At 65.3% G+C, this 17,486-nt stretch carries 18 protein-coding genes; 4 read left to right on the forward strand and 14 right to left on the reverse strand.

The genetic code is table 11. The features are described 5' to 3' along the window. From VFW45_16165 to VFW45_16180, 4 genes are all read left to right on the forward strand, one after another. Positions 1 to 463, forward strand: a 463-nt coding sequence (locus VFW45_16165; GenBank protein HEU5182322.1) for a hypothetical protein, incomplete at its 5' end; no start/stop codon positions are given. Beyond that, positions 460 to 1,398: a dienelactone hydrolase family protein gene (locus tag VFW45_16170; protein HEU5182323.1), complete on the forward strand. Its 939-nt coding sequence runs from the start codon at positions 460 to 462 to the stop codon at positions 1,396 to 1,398. The genes VFW45_16165 and VFW45_16170, both read left to right, overlap by 4 nt. Positions 1,399 to 1,447: 49 nt before the next feature. Continuing rightward, complete coding sequence (locus tag VFW45_16175) at positions 1,448 to 3,019, forward strand: hypothetical protein (GenBank protein ID HEU5182324.1); 1,572 nt, start codon at positions 1,448 to 1,450, stop codon at positions 3,017 to 3,019. A 47-nt stretch (positions 3,020 to 3,066) separates the two neighbouring features. Beyond that, complete coding sequence (locus VFW45_16180) at positions 3,067 to 4,170, forward strand: hypothetical protein (GenBank protein ID HEU5182325.1); 1,104 nt, start codon at positions 3,067 to 3,069, stop codon at positions 4,168 to 4,170. Between the two features lie 15 nt (positions 4,171 to 4,185). Here VFW45_16180 and mpl read toward each other — a convergent pair whose 3' ends face one another. The 14 genes from mpl to VFW45_16250 all read right to left on the reverse strand — a co-directional run bounded on the left by mpl (position 4,186) and on the right by VFW45_16250 (position 17,426). Further along, on the reverse strand, positions 4,186 to 5,592 hold the full coding sequence (mpl, locus tag VFW45_16185; GenBank protein HEU5182326.1) for a UDP-N-acetylmuramate:L-alanyl-gamma-D-glutamyl-meso-diaminopimelate ligase: 1,407 nt from the start codon (positions 5,590 to 5,592) through the stop codon (positions 4,186 to 4,188). Next, positions 5,589 to 6,416, reverse strand: a complete 828-nt coding sequence (locus VFW45_16190) for a class I SAM-dependent methyltransferase (protein ID HEU5182327.1) — start codon at positions 6,414 to 6,416, stop codon at positions 5,589 to 5,591. The genes mpl and VFW45_16190 overlap by 4 nt, the downstream gene beginning before the upstream one ends. Before the next feature lie 209 nt (positions 6,417 to 6,625). Then, a complete protein-coding gene (locus VFW45_16195; GenBank protein HEU5182328.1) occupies positions 6,626 to 7,063 on the reverse strand; it encodes a biopolymer transporter ExbD in 438 nt (145 codons plus the stop codon). Between the two features lie 24 nt (positions 7,064 to 7,087). Beyond that, entirely contained in the window at positions 7,088 to 7,525 is a 438-nt protein-coding gene (locus VFW45_16200) for a biopolymer transporter ExbD (GenBank protein ID HEU5182329.1), read from the reverse strand. Then, on the reverse strand, positions 7,512 to 8,219 hold the full coding sequence (locus VFW45_16205) for a MotA/TolQ/ExbB proton channel family protein (protein HEU5182330.1): 708 nt from the start codon (positions 8,217 to 8,219) through the stop codon (positions 7,512 to 7,514). Before VFW45_16205 ends, VFW45_16200 begins: the two co-directional genes overlap by 14 nt. Before the next feature lie 34 nt (positions 8,220 to 8,253). Then, positions 8,254 to 8,994: a TonB family protein gene (locus VFW45_16210; GenBank protein ID HEU5182331.1), complete on the reverse strand. Its 741-nt coding sequence runs from the start codon at positions 8,992 to 8,994 to the stop codon at positions 8,254 to 8,256. A 99-nt stretch (positions 8,995 to 9,093) separates the two neighbouring features. Further along, positions 9,094 to 9,900: a tetratricopeptide repeat protein gene (locus VFW45_16215; GenBank protein ID HEU5182332.1), complete on the reverse strand. Its 807-nt coding sequence runs from the start codon at positions 9,898 to 9,900 to the stop codon at positions 9,094 to 9,096. Positions 9,901 to 10,314: 414 nt separating this feature from the next. Then, positions 10,315 to 10,668, reverse strand: a complete 354-nt coding sequence (locus VFW45_16220; GenBank protein ID HEU5182333.1) for a sigma factor-like helix-turn-helix DNA-binding protein — start codon at positions 10,666 to 10,668, stop codon at positions 10,315 to 10,317. Positions 10,669 to 10,901: 233 nt separating this feature from the next. Next, complete coding sequence (locus VFW45_16225) at positions 10,902 to 11,219, reverse strand: PGPGW domain-containing protein (protein ID HEU5182334.1); 318 nt, start codon at positions 11,217 to 11,219, stop codon at positions 10,902 to 10,904. Position 11,220: 1 nt separating this feature from the next. Next, positions 11,221 to 12,057, reverse strand: coding sequence for a diaminopimelate epimerase (gene dapF / locus VFW45_16230; protein HEU5182335.1), 837 nt, complete (start codon positions 12,055 to 12,057; stop codon positions 11,221 to 11,223). Positions 12,058 to 12,070: 13 nt separating this feature from the next. After that, complete coding sequence (locus tag VFW45_16235) at positions 12,071 to 13,243, reverse strand: fibronectin type III domain-containing protein (protein ID HEU5182336.1); 1,173 nt, start codon at positions 13,241 to 13,243, stop codon at positions 12,071 to 12,073. Positions 13,244 to 13,295: 52 nt separating this feature from the next. Then, positions 13,296 to 14,702 (reverse strand): ATP-dependent protease ATPase subunit HslU, encoded by a 1,407-nt coding sequence (hslU, locus tag VFW45_16240; GenBank protein HEU5182337.1) that lies wholly within the window; start codon positions 14,700 to 14,702, stop codon positions 13,296 to 13,298. 7 nt (positions 14,703 to 14,709) lie between these two features. Further along, on the reverse strand, positions 14,710 to 15,246 hold the full coding sequence (gene hslV / locus VFW45_16245) for an ATP-dependent protease subunit HslV (protein HEU5182338.1): 537 nt from the start codon (positions 15,244 to 15,246) through the stop codon (positions 14,710 to 14,712). 83 nt (positions 15,247 to 15,329) lie between these two features. Then, a complete protein-coding gene (locus VFW45_16250) occupies positions 15,330 to 17,426 on the reverse strand; it encodes an acetate--CoA ligase family protein (GenBank protein HEU5182339.1) in 2,097 nt (698 codons plus the stop codon). Between the last annotated feature and the right edge of the window lie 60 nt (positions 17,427 to 17,486).

The following is a 17,486-nucleotide window of genomic DNA, read 5'->3' on the forward strand; positions in this document are numbered from 1 at the left end:
CCTGGCGTTCCTGGCAGCCGCGGGACGTCGTAATCTCCTCTTCAGGGCCTGCGCCCTGGGCTCCGTCGCATCGCTTACCGCCCTGGTGGCCTGCAGCCTGGGAGGTGTCCGGGAGGAGGCTTCGCTGACCCGTATCGCCGCGGAAGGGGTCCGGCTGGCCCGGGAAGGCAGGACGGTGGTGGCGTACAAGCAGTTTCACAACTACCTTTACTTCTACACGGAAAACCGTGTGCCTTTCGTCAAGGGACGGGAGGAGCTGGAGGGACTCGTGGACCGGGACGGGACCATCTACTGCTTCCTGGAGGAGCCGGGCTTGAAGAACCTGAAAGAAGGGGCTCGCTTCGAGGTGGTTCCCCTGGACCGGCAGCAAAAGGTGACCCTGGCGCGGGTCAGCCGCGCGCCGGGAGAAGCGCCGCCTTCCGGCGTCGTGCCGCGCGCCGTGCCGGGGGCCACCACGCCATGACCCGCGGGCAGTGGCAGAAGAAGGTGGCGCCGAAGCTGCGGCGAGACCTGCGACGCGTGCTGGGCGAGGTCCCGCCGCGCGCCGCCCTCTCACCCAAGGTCGTCCGCCGCGAGGAGCGCCTGGGCTTCACCATCGAGCAGGTCAGCTTCGGAAGCGTCAAGGGGATCCGCGTCCCGGCCCTGTTCCTGAACCCCCGCGTCGCCGGAAAAAAGCCCGCCCTGCTCTATTGCCACAACCACTCTCACGACTATGCCTGGGGCAAAGGGGAAATCCTGGAGGGGAAGGGGCGCATGCCGCCTATCGGCGCGATTCTGGCTCGTGCCGGCTATTGCGTGCTGGCCATCGACTCCTGGTGTTTCGGCGAGCGGCGCGGCGACGAGAACGCCACGGCCAAGGAGTTCCTGCTGCAGGGGCAAACACTCTGGGGCATGATGCTCTCCGACGAGTTCGCGGCGCTGGATTATCTGCAGACTCGCCGCGAGGTGGATGCGCAGCGGATCGGCTGCTTCGGATTCTCCATGGGAAGCACCAAGTCCTGGTGGGTCGGCGCCCTCGACCCGCGCGTTCGCGTCGTGGTGGCGGCTTGCGGCCTGACGTCCTACCGGGCCCTCATCGAGGCGGGAGCTCTGAACCGCCACGGCATCTACTTCTACGTCCCCGGCATCCTGAAGATCGCCGAGGTGTCCGACGTCGTCTCCCTGCTGGCGCCGCGGCCCTTCCTGAGCCTGAGCGGCGAGGAGGACGGCGCATCACCCATCGAAGGAGTCAAGGAAGTCCATCGCCGGGCCGGAAAGATCTTCAGCCTGCTGGGGGCCCGCCGCAACCTGGCCACGAAGCTTTACCCGGCGGCGCACGAGTTCACCGACCCGATGCTCAAGGACACGCTCGACTGGCTGCAGCGCCACCTTCGCCCGACCCCTTTCGTCGCGCCCTGAGGATCCGCATGAAGCGACCGTTTTACTCCATCCCCCCCAGGAGTCTCCCTTGAAAGCCATCGCACGCCTCGCGCCCATCGCCCTTCTCGCGCTGACCGCCGCTCCCGCTTCCCCGCTGGCGATGCCGGATGCGCCGCCCGCTCCGGCCGCTTCCGCCGCGCCAGCAGTGCCGGCGGGCGATCGCCTGATCCTCGGAAGGCTGGGAGAAGCCCTGGTCCTCTCCCGGGCCACCTCCGGAAAGCTCTGGCCCGGGTGGGGACTCGAGAAGTATCCGATCCTGGTCTTCGAGCCGGGGCGGGTGGCCTACCTGGTGAATCATCCGACCCCTCCGCCCGATTTCGTCCGGCTGGAGACCAAGCTGCCGTTGCTCGGGACGGTGTTCACGAAGACGGGACGCGACGCGCGCTTCACCGCCAACACCAGCATCGACCTTAACGGCGCCCCGACCGCCTGCATCTCCTATTCGACGGCCCCCTCGGAAGCCGACAGCGTCTCCCTCAAGTTCGTCGCTCTCATCTTCCATGAGACGTTCCACGCCATGCAGAACAAGGTGGGCAAGACGGGCAAGGGATCGGTCGAAGCACTCCTGATGCGCTATCCCGATCTGAACTCCGAGAACCTTGCTCTGGCGCAGCTGGAGCAGATGATCCTGTTCGATCTGGTGCGCTTCGAGGACGCCGCCGATCCGGTCAAGGTGCGGCAGTTTCTCGCCGTGCGCGAGGCGCGGCTGCGCTCGGTGGGAGCCGAGATGCTGCGGGCCGATCGGGGCATCGAGTACCAGGAAGGAATCCCGACCTATCTGGAGGTGCGGCTGCTCGACGAGGCGAAGAAGGCGGCCGCGGCATCTCCGGGGCTGGGCAAGGACGATCCCTACGCTCTGGGCTTCTCCCAGGCCTCCGAGCTGAAGATGGGAAGCTATCTCATGCGCCTGCTGCGCTTCTCCTCGGATCCGGGAGGCACCCGCGACCGCGGTTACGCCACCGGGATGGCCCTCGGGCTCGTCCTCGATCGGCTCGCGGTCGACTGGAAGAGCTCCGTTCTCAGCTCCGACAAATATCTCGACGAAATCCTTGCCGAAGCCGTGCCGCTGAGCGCCGCGGCCGCTCCCGCCTCCCTCGCCGCCGCCAAGAAGGATTATCGCTACGACGAGGTCCTGCGCACCGTGGAAGGCAAGCTCGCCCGGCTGTCGCAGGATCGCAAGGCCGCCGCCGACGCCTTTCTGCGCCAGAAGGGAATCGAGGTCGCCGTCAGCTTTCCCGACTCTCCCGTGGAGGTGCGCGGGTTCGACCCGATGAACATGCAGCGCATCGATGCCTCGCGGATCCTGCACCGCCGCATGCTGCAGCTCGCCATCGGCGAGACCTCCTTCTCCGCCATGGACACGCCGACCCTGGCGACCCTGGGGAACGGCCCCATGGACGTGCGGGGCGTTACGGTGTTCGCGCCGACGGAGGACTTCCAGATGGACCTCGACTTCAACCCCCTCGATCGCGTCCCCGGGACCCGCGAGTTCCGTACCTCCTTTCGGCTGACCGCCGACGGCATCACGCTGCAGGCCCAATCCGGAACGGTGACCATCTCTCCCGACGCCGCGCACGTGGACGTCACGATCCGCCGCTGAGCCGCGCCGGAGAGCCTTTCCGGCCGTTCCGAGGGTAGAATCGAAGTATGCGCTTCACTCGCCGCCACGCCTGCTGGGGGTTGCTCCTCGGTCTGCTGATCCCGTCGTCTCTCTCGGCCTCCGGGTACACCTTCTACCGGATCATCATCTGGGGGGAGCCGGGCGAACAGCCGGCCCGCCTGCAGCAGAACGCCGGCGGGGAGTTCTCCCTGCTGTTCCTGCCGCCGGCGCCCGAATCGGGCTGGGACCCGGTCCTGGCCCGCCGGCTGGCGGTCACGGCAAATGCCGTCGTCGACGCCGATCCGGTGCCGATCCTGCGTCCCAGGGATCCCGATCCCGACTGGGACACCTCCGCTCTGGAGGGTTCCTTTGATTTGAATCGGGACGGGCGGGCAGAGATCCTGAAGGCCCGCACCGTGATGGTTCCCGATTCGCGTGATCCCGGCGCGAGTCAGCAGCGGGTTATCGTGGAGCTGTCCGAGGAGGGGCGCATCCTCTTCGTGGACCGTCTCGAAGGGATTTCAGGTGCTGGAGTGAGGGCGCACGGGGCGAGCGCTACCGATTTCACGGAAGACGGATATCCCGATTTGATTATTCGCCTGGAGGCGGAGGACCGCACCGGCGTTGCGCTGTACAGCCAGAAGCCGCTGCGCTACGCCGGCTCCGCAACGCGCCGCATCGACGGATCCTCGGCCGATTTCCGCGCCGATGGCTACGGCATCTTCAATCTGGGCCGCTCGCCGAAAGAATTCTTCGCGAAGCTGCCGTCCGCCGCCCGCCCCGATCGCCCCGGCTGCCCGGCCACCCAGGGGGTCGACGCGGACAAGCTGGCCCACTGCGGCTACTCCTTCGTTTCTCCCTACCTGGGGTGGATCCAGGCGTTCCAGGTCGACTATCTCCCCTCCAACAGCCTGAAAGCCTTCCGCTTCTATTTCCCGGGCGCGGCCGCATCGATCTCGCCCGAGGAAGCGCTGAGCTTCCTCGTCCCGGTCTTTGGAGGCGATTTCCGCGAATCCTCCAAGAACGGCGCGGCCGGCGGCAAGAATTTGAGCTGGCAATGGAAGGGGAAGGGCTCGTCGGCGACTTTGGAAGCGGAGCAGGATCGGTCGGGAAAGAAGCGGTGTCTCCGGCTCACCCTGCAGAAGCTCTAGAATTCGGCGCCGCAGCTAGCGCTGCCGCGCCAGGGCGTCGAGCAGCTTCTGGTGGATGCCGCCGAAGGATCCGTTGGACATGATCAGGACCACGTCACCATCGCGCGCCTCCGCGGCGATGATCTCCACGATCGCCGGCACGCCGGGAGAATAGCGCGCCTCGATACCCCGCCGCTTCAGATCCTCGACCAGCCCTTCGGCCGAGAAACGGTCCCCTGCCGGGGCCCGCTCGGGATGGTCGACCGCGGCGATCAGCACCAGGTCGGCCTGGTCGAACGCCTCGGCATACTCCTGCTGGAAGACGGCGCGGCGCGTGGTGTTGGTCCTGGGCTCGAACACCGCCCAGAGACGGTGCCCCGCGTAGCGCTCCGCCAGCGCGCCGATGGTGCCGTGCACCGCCGTCGGATGGTGCGCGAAATCGTCCACCACCGTGACTCCGCGAGTGACGCCGCGGATCTCCTGGCGGCGCCGCACTCCCGGAAAGCTCGCCAGCCCTTTGCCGATCTCCTCCGGTCCGAGCCCGAGATGGGAGGCGGCGGCGGTGACGCCCAGGATGTTCTGCAGGTTGTGGTTTCCGGTCATCGGCGAAGTGTAGGAGGCGAAGCGCTCGTTGCCGCGGAACACATCGAACAGGATCCCGTCCTGCGTCGCCTTGCGCGTGCGGCCCACCCAGGTCGCCTTCTCCCGTACGCCGTAGTCGATGCGCCGCCCGCGGCAGGCCGCCGACAGCTCGCGCACCAGCGGACCGTCGGCGCAGCTGACCAGCGCACCGTCGGCGGGTATCAGCGCGATGAAGGCGGCGAAAGTCTTTTTCACCGCCTCCAGGTCAGTGAACATCTCAGCATGATCAAACTCCACGCTGGTCAGGATCGCCGTGCGCGGGCGATAGTGCAGGAACTTGGAGCCCTTGTCGAAGTAGGCCGACTCATACTCGTCGCCTTCGATGACGAAGTGGCTGCCGCGTCCGAGGTGGAAGCTGCGATCCTCCCCGCTCAGAACTCCGCCCACCAGCCAGGAAGGGTCACGTCCCGCCTCCTTCAGGACCCAGGCCATCAGCGCCGAGGTGGTCGTCTTGCCGTGCGTCCCGGCGATGACCACGGGATGGGAGTTTTTCAGGAACAGATCCTCGACCGCTTGCGGAAAGCTGCTCCAGGCGAGCTTTCGGGCCACGGCTGATAGTGCCTCGGGGTTGGAGGGGGTGGCGATGTTCCCGATAATCACCAGCTCAGGGCCCCAGTCAAGGTTCTCGGCCCGGTAGCCCGACATCAGAGTGATTCCGAGACGCTCGAGCATCGTCGACATCGGCGGGTAGACATTCTCGTCGGAGCCCCGGACCTCGTAGCCTGCTTCGGCCAGAAGTCCCGCCAACGAGCCCATCCCGGTGCCGCAGATGCCCACCAGGTGGATCTTGCCGCGGCTCATCGCCGGCTTCCGGTGGGAGGCGGCTGCAGCGCGCCCGGCGACAGCACCTTGCGCAGCAGATGGCCGAGCCGCGTCTCGAGCTTCAGCGGCGCCCTCGCCTTTCCACGGGTCAGGACCACGATCGCGGCGTCGGCCACGAAGGGATCGCCGCCGCGCTTGAGCGGCTTGCGGCAGATTCGATCGATGAGGGTGATTTCGGCGGGACCCAGTGATTCCAGGGCGGTGCGGAACTCCTGCCTGCCGTAGGCCACCCAGTAGATCTTCTCCGGATCGGGCCGTGCCGGATCGGGTAAATCTCCATAGGTGGATCCGTCGGTGAGATTCACCCGCAGGAAGACGCGTCCGCCGTCCGGGTCGCAGATGCGGAAAAGCTCCTCCAGGGCCCGCCGGTAACCGGCGATGTGCATGAGCACGTCGCAATTGACCACGGCTCGAAAGCGTCCCGACGGGTGAGGAATCTCGTGGATCGAGCCGAGGGCGAGGTGGTCGGCCTGAAGGGAAGGATAGGTCAGCCGGCAGTGCGCCAGCATCTCCTCGGAGCGATCCACCAGGTAGGTGTGGGCGGCTCCCGCCTTCTCGAGATAAACCGGCACGTAGAAGCCGGGCCCGCAGCCGACGTCGACGAGATCCTCGCCGGAGACCAGGTTGGCGCGCAGCAGCTGGGACATCCGGTAGCGCTCGTTCGACCAGCGCCGCCGCCCGCGCCGGGATTCCCAGTCATCGGAAAGGTTGCGGGCAACCGCGGATTCCTCCCACTGGCGCACTTCCACTACCGGCTTTCCGCCTGCGCCGGGTTCGCCCGAAGGCTGATTCGAACGGCTCATGGGGTCTGGATCCTCCGTGTCGATCGTCCTCTTTCCTTGCGAGCAATGCCTGGATCCCTATATCACGGCAGCCGGTGTCGGTCAAAGAAAAGCGGAACGCGGCAGCGCGGATCCGCACCCAATGCGACCCGACAGGGTCGCTGAAGATCGCACACCAGCTTCAGCTTGGGAGAGGGTAGGAAGGGCGAGACAGGAGGCCGGGCCGGCCCTCAGGGTGTGGCGGCGGTGGCCTCGGGATTCACATCGTGGGTGACCAGCGCCACCTGATCCACGCCGGCCTGCCGGACCATATCCATGATCTGCACGACGTAGCCGTAATCGAGCTCCCCGTCGGCCTGGACGAAGACCACCTTGTCCTTGCGGCCGGTGACCGCCTTGGACACTTCATCCACGAGATTGTTGCGGTCCACCGTATCCTTGTTCAGCAACATTGTCTGGTCGGCCTTGACCGTGAGGATGAGCTGGACGCTGGTGGGATCGATAATCACGTCCGCCGTCGACTCCTTGGGAATCTCCATGTCGAACCCCTTCTGGAGCAGTGGGGTCACGACCATGAAGATGATGAGGAGGACGAGCACGACGTCGACCAGAGGGGTGACGTTGATCTCGGACTTTACCCCGCTTCCGCTGCCGCCTCCCATTCCCATGGTGCCGTATCTCCCTTCAGCCCTTCAGTGCTTGACCGCTTTGGTCTCGGACTCGGACTTCGGCTCGGTGAGCAGACCCACCCGCTCGAAACCGGCCTCGTTGATCGTCATCATCACTTCCTTGACGTCGCCGTACTTCAGGAATTTGTCCGCCTTCACGTAGACGATCTTCTCGGGGCTGCGGTCGTGGATCTCCTGCATGGCGGAGAGGAGCAGCTCCTTGGAAACCGGGTCCTTCTCGATGTAGAGACGGTTGTCCTTGGTGATCGCCACCGTGAGGGTATTGGCGCTGTCGGGCTTCTTCTCGGCTGCGGCGGCCGCCGGGAGCGTGATGTTGACTCCCTTCTGGAGCATCGGCGTGACGACCATGAAGATGATCAGCAGCACCAGGCAGACGTCCACCAGCGGAGTGACGTTGATGTCCGATTTGACGTCGCCGGCGCCCTGGTTACCTGCTTGCATGGGCCCCTACCCCCTGGCCGCGGACCGGAACGTTCTGCTTCTTGATGAAGAAGTCGACCATTTCGGAGGAGGAGTTGTTCATCTCCAGCACGAAATAGTCGACGCGGCCGGTGAAGACGTTGAAGATCCAGACGGCCGGGATCGCGACGAACAGTCCGAACGCCGTGGTGATCAGGGCCTCGGAGATACCGGCGGAAACCGACGCCAGTCCGCCCGATCCCGAGGAGGCCATCGCCTGAAAAGCGTGGATGATTCCGTACACCGTTCCGAACAGCCCGATGAACGGGGCCGTCGTGCCGATCGTGGCCAGCGAGGGGATCCCCTTCTTCAGCTCGGTGCTGACCAGGATCGACTCGCGGTCCATGCTGCGCCGGACGGCGTCGAGCATCAGCCCGCCCTCGATTCCGTCGTCGGACTCGGACTGCATCTCCTGCAGCCCCGCCGCGATCACCCGGGCGAGATGGCTCTTGCGGTACTTCTTGGCCAGCTCGACGGCCTCGCGCAGCTTGTTGCTCTTCAGGCATTGCGTCGCCAGCGGCAGGAAGTCGATCGACTGCTTGCGCGCGGCGCGGTAGAGCAGGACGCGATCGAAGGTCACTTTGATGGTCCAGACGGACATGAGGGCGAGGATGAGAGCCACCCCCTTCGCCTCCCATCCCATGTGGTTCCAGATTTCTACGAGTCCAAATTCCATGTTGGGTTGCCTCCTAAATCCCTCGGGGATTCCGCTACTGGCTCAGGTAGAAGTCCACGATGATCGTGAAATACACGTCCACGGGCTTGCCGTTCTGCAGGCCCGGCTTGTAGCGCCACTGCTTGACCGCCTCCATGGCCGCTTCGTCGAATCCCAGCTTGGCGCCGGGGGTCTTGAGCACCGTCACGTCGCCCACCGTGCCGTCCTTGTGGACCACGGCCTGCAGGATGACCTGCCCCTGGACCTTGGCGCGCCGGGCCAGCTCGGGATAGCGCGGCAGTACCTTGCTCGAGGAGATTAGCTCGGGGTTGGTGACGCCGCCGAATCCGGCGTAGAGAGGCTGATCCAGCATGCCGCCCGGGACCCCGCCCGGAACGCCGCCGAGAACGCCCCCGATCACGCCGCCGATCACGCCGCCGACGACACCGCCGACGACGCCGCCCTCGACACCCCCTTCAACGCCTCCTTCCACTCCTTCTTCCTCTTCGTCCTCACCGGGCGTCTCGACCGGCTTCGGGACTTCCTTGGGGACCTCCTTCGGCTGCACGATTTCCTGCGGGATGATCGGCTTGACCTCCTCCACCTTGGGAGTTTGTTCTTTCGGCTTGGATCCTCCCTTGGGAGGAGGTGGAGGTGGAGGCGGGGGCGGAGGAGGCGGCGGAGCGGCCAGGAAAGTCACGACGATGGGGGGCTCGGGAATCGATCCGACCGAGAGGAACGAAGCGAAGATGATCCCACCCAGCGCCACTGCGTGCAGGGCGATGGAGACCGGCATGAAGAGCCACCCCCTGCCGCCGCGGCGCTCTTTGGTCGAGGTGACCATCTGGTCGAACAACGGATGCTCCTCCGGGGCGGCCGGGATGACCGGCGCCGCCTAGGTCCCCTTCTTCATCTGCTCGTTGCGCAGCTGGATCGCCTTCTTCTGGTTGAGGTCCGCTTCCTGGATGTCCTTCATCGACTGCTCAGGGTCGGTTTCCGTGAGCGCCTTCTGGCGATACAGCAGGTTGATATAGCTGTAGGCCTCGAAATAGTCATCCCGCAGCTCGACGGCCTTCTTCAGCGCCACCATCCCCTCGTCGATCAGGGAGCGCTTTTCGTCCACCGTCAGTTCCTGGTTCCGGAAGGCGCGCTCCCAGCACAGCACGCCGAGGGAGTACCAGGCCTCCGGATTCTTGGCGTCGGATTCGGCGCGCGCGTGGAACCACTTGCGCGCCTCGTCGAAGTTGCTGGCTTTCGCGTAGATCATGCCGATCGTCTGCATGTAGCGGCTGTTCTTCGGGTCCTTTTCCAGCTTCTTCTTCTGAAACTCCACCGCCTCGTCATAGCGGGAAGTCTTCATGTAGGTATCCATGAGGAGATCTTCCGCCTTCTCATCTTCGGGGACGAACTGCAGGTAGCGCTGCAGCTTGACGATGGCGTTGGTGGAGTAGTCGACGTCTTTCTGATGCAGCGAGCCGGGCTGATACAGCGCGAGGTAGGAAAGACCGGCGTTCTTGTAGGCGTCGACCCACCAGGGATCGATGGCGACGACCTCATCGTATTTCTTGATGGCTTCTTCGTATTTTTCCGCGGAGTAGAGCTCGTTGGCCTTCTTCATCGTGATACGGGCCTTGAGCTTCTGGCAGCCGACGGCGGGCAGCAGCAGGCATGCCAGCATGACCGCCCCAATCCATCTCTTCAACGCTGTCCCTCGAGCTTCGGGTTCGCGCGCGATCCCAAGCCGGCGAGAATCGGTTTTCGCGCCGCCAAGTCCATTGCCGCTATCGGTAGAAACCCGGTGGGCTCCAACGTCTCGCCGCGAGAATCGGTCCCCCGACGGGTGGCTCATCATACCTTGAAATTGCCAGGCCGGGCACGCCACCGCCATCCTTCCGCTGCGGACAAACCGCTGACCTCGCCGCGGACGCACCGGCAAGCCAATTCAAGTCGGGACCGCGCTGCACCCGAGATTTCGAACGGAGAAATGCTTGGTTCCTTTTGAACCGGCGAACTTTATGACTTTATCCGGGAAGTTGTCAACCAAAAGTTTTCGCCCCGTCCCTGGGGGGGAAGGGACGGGGCGAAACCCCGGGGGGGGCAGAGGATCAAAGAGATCTTAACTGACGAGAAGGTCCTGGCGCCTTTGGGCGAGTGTCATGCGCAGCTTGCCGAGCGCGTCGCGCTCCAGCTGCCTCACCCGTTCCTTGCTGAGTTTCAGGATGTGTGCGATGGCGCCCAAGGTGAGCTCCACGTCGTCCACGATGCCGAACCGGCGCTCGAGAATGTACCGTTCTCGCGAGGGAAGGCTGCGGAGAGCCCCTTTCAGGACCTCCAGAGTCTCTCTTCGAATGACCGACTGCTCGTGCTTCATCGAATCAGGGTCCGAGATGAGAGCCTCGAGCCTCGTGTCTTCGTCGGGATTGATGAACTCGTCGTAAGACGTCGCGTAAGGGAGAAGCGATTTCCACATTGGGGGGCACCTCCGGCCGGTCGGAACAGCAAATTGCCTGCCATCGCGGATCATTCCCGGGAAAGGCGCGAAATCATCGTGCTGAGCAGGTGCCGCTGCTCCAGAGGCCCGAGCTAGCCGATTGATATTGCATAGACTTAGAACTGACGCTGGAACTCCCTCGTTCCCGGACAGGAAGAGGGTGCTCCATCGCACGGCGAGGAGCGGGCCCGTGCCCGTGGCTCCTGGGAGGGTCAGATTGGCGTGTTTGGAGGAGACTCGGAGCGATTTGGCGGGGTGCTCATCCTGGATTCGAGCCGGCCGGGGGCCCGCTCCGATTCCTGGCCGCGCTTTCTCAGTCTCTTGAGCCGATCGAGGAGCCGGCGGGCCCATGGACTCTCAGTGCTGAGCACGGCAAGGCCCGAAATGATCAAAAGGAAGCCCTGGAGCACCGGCAGGAACAGCCCGACCACCCCCAAGACGACCAGCGTCCAGCCCGCCACCAGCCGGAAAATCCGCCACGCCATGGAGCGTGGCTTGGAATTCCCGGAAGCAGGCGGGGTGATCTGCATGTCAGTTCCGGCGCGGGGGATCGAAACCGCGGGTCGCCTCGCTTCCCAGGTTCCCCTGGTAGACGAGGCGGGCGTCGCCTTCGAGAACGAGCCCCGTGTAAGCGCCCTGGGAGCCCTTGAAATGCACCGTCAGGCTCACCCCGGACCGCGTCCAGCAGGAAACCGGGGACTGCGTCTTCCCGAGAGCGGAAGTCACCAAGGCGGCCGCGACGCACCCGGTCCCGCAGGAGAGCGTCTCCCCTTCCACGCCGCGCTCGTAGGTGCGGATCGCGAGGGTGTGGTCGTCCACGAGCATGACGAAGTTGACATTGGCCCCTTCCGGGCCGAGATCGGCGTGATGGCGCAGCTTGCGGCCAAGATCCCGGATCGAGACCGAGTGGGGCGTGTCCCGAAAAACCACCAGATGCGGCACTCCGGTGTCGACCGTTGCCCCCTCCAGGGCCTGATCGTCGACCTGCAGCGTCAGTCCGGTCTTGAGCCGCTGGGCCAGGGGCATCGAGAAGCGCACCCGCTCTCCTTCCACCACCGCGTCATGGACCATCTTCATCGTTTCCACCCGCATGCGCGGCCCGACCAGCCCCATCAGGTAGGCCAGCCGCGCGACGCAGCGCCCGCCGTTACCGCAAAAGGTGGTATGGCCGTCCGGGTTGTAGAAGATGGCCCGGAAATCGGCGATACGCGACGTCTCCAGGAGAATGACGCCATCCGCGCCGACCGACAAGGCCCTGACCGTAATTCGCTGCACCAGCTCCGAGACCGACTCGGGGCGCACCACCCCGTTGCGGTTGTCGATGACGATGAAGTCGTTGCCCCCGCCCGACATCTTGAAGAATTCCATGAGGCAGCTCTCCTCAGGGTTTTCCGGGAGGAGGCTTGGTGCCTCCCGGGGCATGCGGGGCGATCCGGTCGGTGCGCACCTCCGACCGCTCGCTCTCGTTCGGCGGCTCGGCTGTATCCACCGCCGTGATGCTGTAATAGTACTTGACTCCCGGCTCCACCGCCGCGTCCACGTAGGTCGAATCGTCCGCGGCCGGCCGGGTCAGCTCGGTGAAACCCTCCGTCTCCGAGGTCGAACGGTAGATTCGATACCCCGCCAGGTCGGTCTCGGAGTTGGGGAACCAGTAGAGTTTGATGACGTTGCCCTCCGCCGAAACGGCGAACCCTGTCGGGGCGGCCGGGGCGTAGACGTCTTTGGGCGACAGCTTCAGCGACGCGGAGCCTTCGCTTTCCCGGCTTGCCTTCCCGGATACGGCCACAGAACGCACCGAGTAGTAATAGTCCTTCCCAAAGCTGAACTCCGTATCTTCGAAGGCCGGCTGCGCCAGAGGCTGGGGATTGCGCGGGGGATCCAGGAACAGCCCCTCCGTCTCCGAGCGGTAGACGTTGAACTGCACCGTGACTTCTTGCGCCTGAGGCGCCGGCGCCTCCCAAAAAAGGCGGATCGCCTTTTCCGAGATCTCCGCCTGGAGATTGGACGGCGGCATGGGCGGGGGCAGGAGCCGCAGGGTGGCGAAGTTGGACAGCGGCGAAGACCTCTTTTCGATGTCCACCGCGGTCAGCGCGTAGGTGAGGTCCTTGCCGGCCTGGGGAATCTCCCCTCCCAGCGGATCGGGATCCAGGAAGGCGAAGCGCCTTGCGGAAAGCGCCTTTCCGAGGGACTCGCCTTCCACGGTGGCGATGCGCTTCGCGTCCTTGGTGAACTGGCGCACCGCGTTGCGCTCCGCCGTCTTGGCTTGCGCACCCGACAGCCCGGTCAGGCCGCCACGATCCAGGCGCCATACCCGCACTTCGGTGATGGGAGCCAGCGGCCCGCCGTCCTGGCTGTGCTGCGGCAGCAACCCGGTGAGGACCACCCCCTTCCCCTCCTGGCGGGCCGAGACCGATGCCATGCGGTCGGGCCCGCGCCTCAGCGGCGGCATGGGAGGTCCCTTCTTGCCGCAGGCCGTCGAGAAGAGGATTGCCGTCATCAAGGTTGCGAGGGGTGCGGACGCGTGCAGGCGCCGGCGGCGGACGCGAAGCTTCAAGGAACGCGCTCCCGTGAGCTCCACCGGACGGCGGAGGGTGGGACTGCTCCTGCTAGAGGATGTAACGGCTCAGGTCCTGGTCGCGGATGACGCCGGCGAGCATGCGCTGGACGTAAGCCGCGTCGATAACGACGGTCTTTTCCTCCTGCTCGCTTCCGGCGAAGGAGACCTCGTCCAGCAGCTTCTCCATCAGGGTGTGAAGCCTGCGGGCCCCGATGTTCTCGGTGCGCTCGTTCACCTCCGCGGCGTAGCGCGCGATCGTCTGCAGCGCGTCGGGGGTGAAGCTCATGTGCAATCCCTCGGTTTCCATCAGCGCCACGTATTGGCGGGTCAGGGCATTCTTCGGCTCGCTCAGGATGCGGACGAAGTCCTCCTCGCTGAGGGTGTCGAGCTCCACGCGGATCGGAAAGCGTCCCTGCAGCTCCGGGATCAGGTCGGAAGGCTTGCTCACATGAAAGGCGCCGGAGGCGATGAACAGGATATGGTTCGTCTTGACCATGCCGTACTTGGTGCTGGCGGTGGTGCCTTCCACGATCGGCAGCAAGTCGCGCTGGACTCCCTCACGGCTGACGTCGGGCCCATGCCCCGTCTCGCGGCCGGCAATCTTGTCCAGCTCGTCGATGAAGATGATGCCCGACTCCTCGACGCGCTTGACGGCCAGCTTCGCCACACTATCGGGATCGATCAGCTTTTCCTCTTCCTCGCGCAGGAGGTGGTCGCGTGCCTCCGCCACGCTCATGCGCCGCTTGCGGCTCTTGCCGCCGAACATCCCCGGCATCATCTCCTTGAGGTTGATGTCCATCTCCTCCATGCCGGCGCTGGAAAAAATGCGCATGGCGGGAAAAGACGAGGCGCGCACCTCGAGATCGAGCATGCGGTCCTCCAGGGCGCCGGAGCGCAGCTGCTGGCGAAGCTTCTCCCGGCTGCGCTCGTGCTGCTCGGTGGCCTCCGCTCCCACTTCGGAGGCTATGCCCCCCGGGTGGGGCCGCTCCAGGGGCGGCAGCAGCAGCTCCAGGAGGCGGTCCTCCACATTGCGCGCGGCGCGCTGGCGCACCTCCTTGGCCTTCTCGGAGCGCACCATCTCGACCGCCAGCTCGACAAGGTCCCGGATCATCGACTCGACGTCACGCCCCACGTAGCCGACTTCGGTGTACTTGGAGGCTTCCACCTTGATGAAGGGGGAGCTGGTCAGGCGCGCGAGACGGCGGGCGATCTCCGTCTTCCCCACGCCGGTGGGGCCGATCATAATGATGTTCTTGGGGGCGACTTCTTCGGCCATCTCGGGAGGCAGCTTCAGCCGGCGGGTGCGGTTGCGCAGGGCGATGGCCACGGCGCGCTTGGCGGCGCGCTGCCCCACGACATACTTGTCCAGCTCCACGACAATCTGGCGAGGCGTCAGGTCGTCGCTGCTGAGCGGGACCGCCTTCTCCGTCACCTCTCCCGGCATGTAGAAGACCATCGGAGCCTTACAGCGTCTCCACCGCGATGTTATCGTTGGTATAGATGTCGATATCCGAGGTGATCCGCATCGCTTCCGTGGCGATGGTCGGTGCGTCCAGGTCGGAATGCTTGATCAGCGCCCGTGCGGCCGCCAGCGCCAGCGGTCCGCCCGAGCCGAGCGCGATCAGCCCGTCGTCCGGCTCGATGAGATCCCCGGTGCCGGAGAGCAGGTAGGCATGGCTGCCGTTGGCTACCACCAGGTGCGCCTCCAGCCGCCGGAGCACCCGGTCGGTGCGCCAGTCCTTCACCATTTCGACCGAAGCACGCTCCAGATTGCCGCGGAACTCTTCGAGCTTCGCCTCGAACTTGGTGAACAGGGCGATCGCATCGGCCGCCGAGCCGGCGAAGCCGGCCAGAATCGTGCCGTTGTAGACGCGGCGAATCTTCCGCGCCCCGTGCTTGACCACCGAATGCCCCAAGGTGACCTGGCCGTCTCCCGCCATGGAGACCTGTCCCTTGTGGCGTACGCACAAAATGGTGGTGTGCTCGAAGCGCAGGCGCATGCGAAGTTAGTTCCTTTTTTTCAATTGATTAACTACGTCCGAGATTATGTCACGCAAACGCGGGGCGTCAAATCTCGCGGCCTTCAGCGGCGCTGCAGGGCGATGCGCGCGTCCACCGCGAACGACTCGCTGCGGCGGCTCCCCACGATGAACGGATTGATGTCCACCTGCTCGATCTCCGGGAAATCGGAGAGCAGCTGCGACAATCGCAGGATCATCTCCACCAGGAGCTTCTCGCTGACGCCAGGCTCCCCGCGAAACCCCTTGAGAAGTGGATAGCCGCGCAGCGAGGTGATCATCTCGGACGCGTCGCGGTCGGTGATCGGATGAACGCGGAACGCTACGTCCTTCATCGCCTCGACGAAGATGCCGCCCAGCCCGAACATCAACAGTGTCCCGAACTGGCGATCCTGGAACGAGCCGAGGATTACTTCCCTGCCGCCGCGGATCATCTTCTGGACGAGCACCGGCAGCGCGCGCTTCTTCAGCCGCTGGGCCATCTCGCGGTAGGTGCGGCCCACCTCGTCGCCGTTGCGCAAGTCGACGCGCACGCCGCCCGCCTCGGTCTTGTGCGACAGCTCGGGGAGCACCGCCTTCAGGACCACCGGATAGCCCAGCTCCAGCGAGGCTTCGATGGCTGCCGCCGCGCTGGTGACAATGCGACTGGGCGGCTGGGGAAAGCCGTAGCCCTTCAGAACCTCCTGGGTTTCCTCCAGCGTCAGCTCGGATCGCCGCTTGCGGCGCACGTAAGACAGCAGCAGCCTCACTCGGGCGCGGTCACAGTGAAAGCGCACGGTGCGCCCGCGCGGCCGGATGCGGATCCGCCGGTAGCGATCCATCGCCGCCATGGCTTGCGCCGCTTCCTCGGGGAACGAATAGACAGGGATCGAGCTGGCGCGCAGCGCCTGCATCCCCTCCGCGCCGCGGTCCTTCCCCATGAAGCAGGCCAGCACCGGCTTGCGGCTCTTGGTACAGCGCCGTGCGATGGTGCGCGCCACCTCGCGGGAGTTGATCATCGTCGGGGCGACGAACAGGACCATCAAGCCATCCACGGTAGGGTCCTTCAGGAGGAGCTTGAGGGCGACGTCGTAGCGGTCGGCATCGGCGGAGGCAATCAGGTCCACCGGGTTGGCGACGCTGCATTCGGGCGGCAGCTTGCGTCTCAGCTCGCGCCGCGTGGTCTCCTCCAGCGGCGAGAGCGTCAGTCCCAGGGTGATGGCCGCGTCGGTCGCCATGATCGCCGGGCCGCCGGCATTGGTCAGGATGGCGACGCGATTCCCCTTGGGCAGCGGCTGGCTGGTGAAAGCGGTGGCCAGGGTGAACATTTCCTCGATGGTGTTGACCCGCAGCACGCCGCACTGATCGAACAAGGTGGAGGTCGCCACGTCGCCACCAGCCAGCGATCCCGTGTGCGAGAAGGCGGCCCGCGCCCCCGCTTCGGTGCGTCCTGACTTGACCGCGATGATCGGCTTCTTGCGCGTGGCGCGCTGCGCGATGGTGGTGAACTTGCGCGGGTTCCCGAAGCTCTCCAGGTACATCAGCATCACGTCGACTGTCGGATCGTCTTCCCAGTATTCGATCAGGTCGTTGCCCGAGACATCGGCCTTGTTGCCGACGCTGGCGAACATCGAGATTCCCAATCCGATGTGGCGCGCATTGGCCAGGATGATCTCCCCCAACGCTCCCGATTGCGACATGAAACCCGAGCGGCCGCGCGTCGGCGCGCTGGCCGCGAAGGTGGCGTTCATGCTCACGGCGGGATGGGTGTTGATGACCCCCATGCAGTTGGGACCCACCATGCGCATGCCGGCCTTGCGCACCTTGTCGCGGATCTTCGCTTCAAGGCGCGCCCCTTCCTCGCCCACCTCGCGAAAGCCGGCGGTGATCACCACCAGCCCGTGGACTTTCTTGCGGCGGCATTCCTCGACGACGCCAGGCACGGAGTCGCGCGGCACCACGATCATCGCAAGATCGACCGGGTCGGGAATGTCGCTGATCGATGGATAGCATTTGATGGAATGCAGGAAGTCGGCGTGCGGATTGACCGGATAGACGGCGCCTTCGAAGCCGCCTTCGAGGAGCTTGGCGAGGATCTCGCCGCCGATCGATCCCTCGCGCCGCGAGGCGCCGATGACGGCGACGGAGCGGGGGCGGAAGATGGCGTCCAGACTGCGGTTCAAAGGCAGGCTCCGCCCCCGAAGATGAACCGGGGCGGCGCGGATGTTAGCGGAGCCGATTCA

The sequence above is a fragment of the Candidatus Polarisedimenticolia bacterium genome (assembly GCA_035764505.1).
Lineage (GTDB): Bacteria > Acidobacteriota > Polarisedimenticolia > Gp22-AA2 > AA152 > AA152.

Coding starts and splice junctions, on each gene's coding strand:
- VFW45_16190 (HEU5182327.1), bottom strand. CDS start 6,416: ATGAGCCGTTCGAATCAGCCTTCGGGCGAACCCGGCGCAGGCGGAAAG.
- dapF (HEU5182335.1), bottom strand. CDS start 12,057: ATGGAATTCTTCAAGATGTCGGGCGGGGGCAACGACTTCATCGTCATC.
- VFW45_16210 (HEU5182331.1), bottom strand. CDS start 8,994: ATGCCGGTCTCCATCGCCCTGCACGCAGTGGCGCTGGGTGGGATCATC.
- VFW45_16170 (HEU5182323.1), top strand. CDS start 460: ATGACCCGCGGGCAGTGGCAGAAGAAGGTGGCGCCGAAGCTGCGGCGA.
- hslU (HEU5182337.1), bottom strand. CDS start 14,702: ATGGTCTTCTACATGCCGGGAGAGGTGACGGAGAAGGCGGTCCCGCTC.
- VFW45_16225 (HEU5182334.1), bottom strand. CDS start 11,219: ATGCAGATCACCCCGCCTGCTTCCGGGAATTCCAAGCCACGCTCCATG.
- VFW45_16220 (HEU5182333.1), bottom strand. CDS start 10,668: ATGTGGAAATCGCTTCTCCCTTACGCGACGTCTTACGACGAGTTCATC.
- mpl (HEU5182326.1), bottom strand. CDS start 5,592: ATGAGCCGCGGCAAGATCCACCTGGTGGGCATCTGCGGCACCGGGATG.
- VFW45_16200 (HEU5182329.1), bottom strand. CDS start 7,525: ATGCAAGCAGGTAACCAGGGCGCCGGCGACGTCAAATCGGACATCAAC.
- VFW45_16195 (HEU5182328.1), bottom strand. CDS start 7,063: ATGGGAATGGGAGGCGGCAGCGGAAGCGGGGTAAAGTCCGAGATCAAC.
- VFW45_16180 (HEU5182325.1), top strand. CDS start 3,067: ATGCGCTTCACTCGCCGCCACGCCTGCTGGGGGTTGCTCCTCGGTCTG.
- VFW45_16205 (HEU5182330.1), bottom strand. CDS start 8,219: ATGGAATTTGGACTCGTAGAAATCTGGAACCACATGGGATGGGAGGCG.
- hslV (HEU5182338.1), bottom strand. CDS start 15,246: ATGCGCCTGCGCTTCGAGCACACCACCATTTTGTGCGTACGCCACAAG.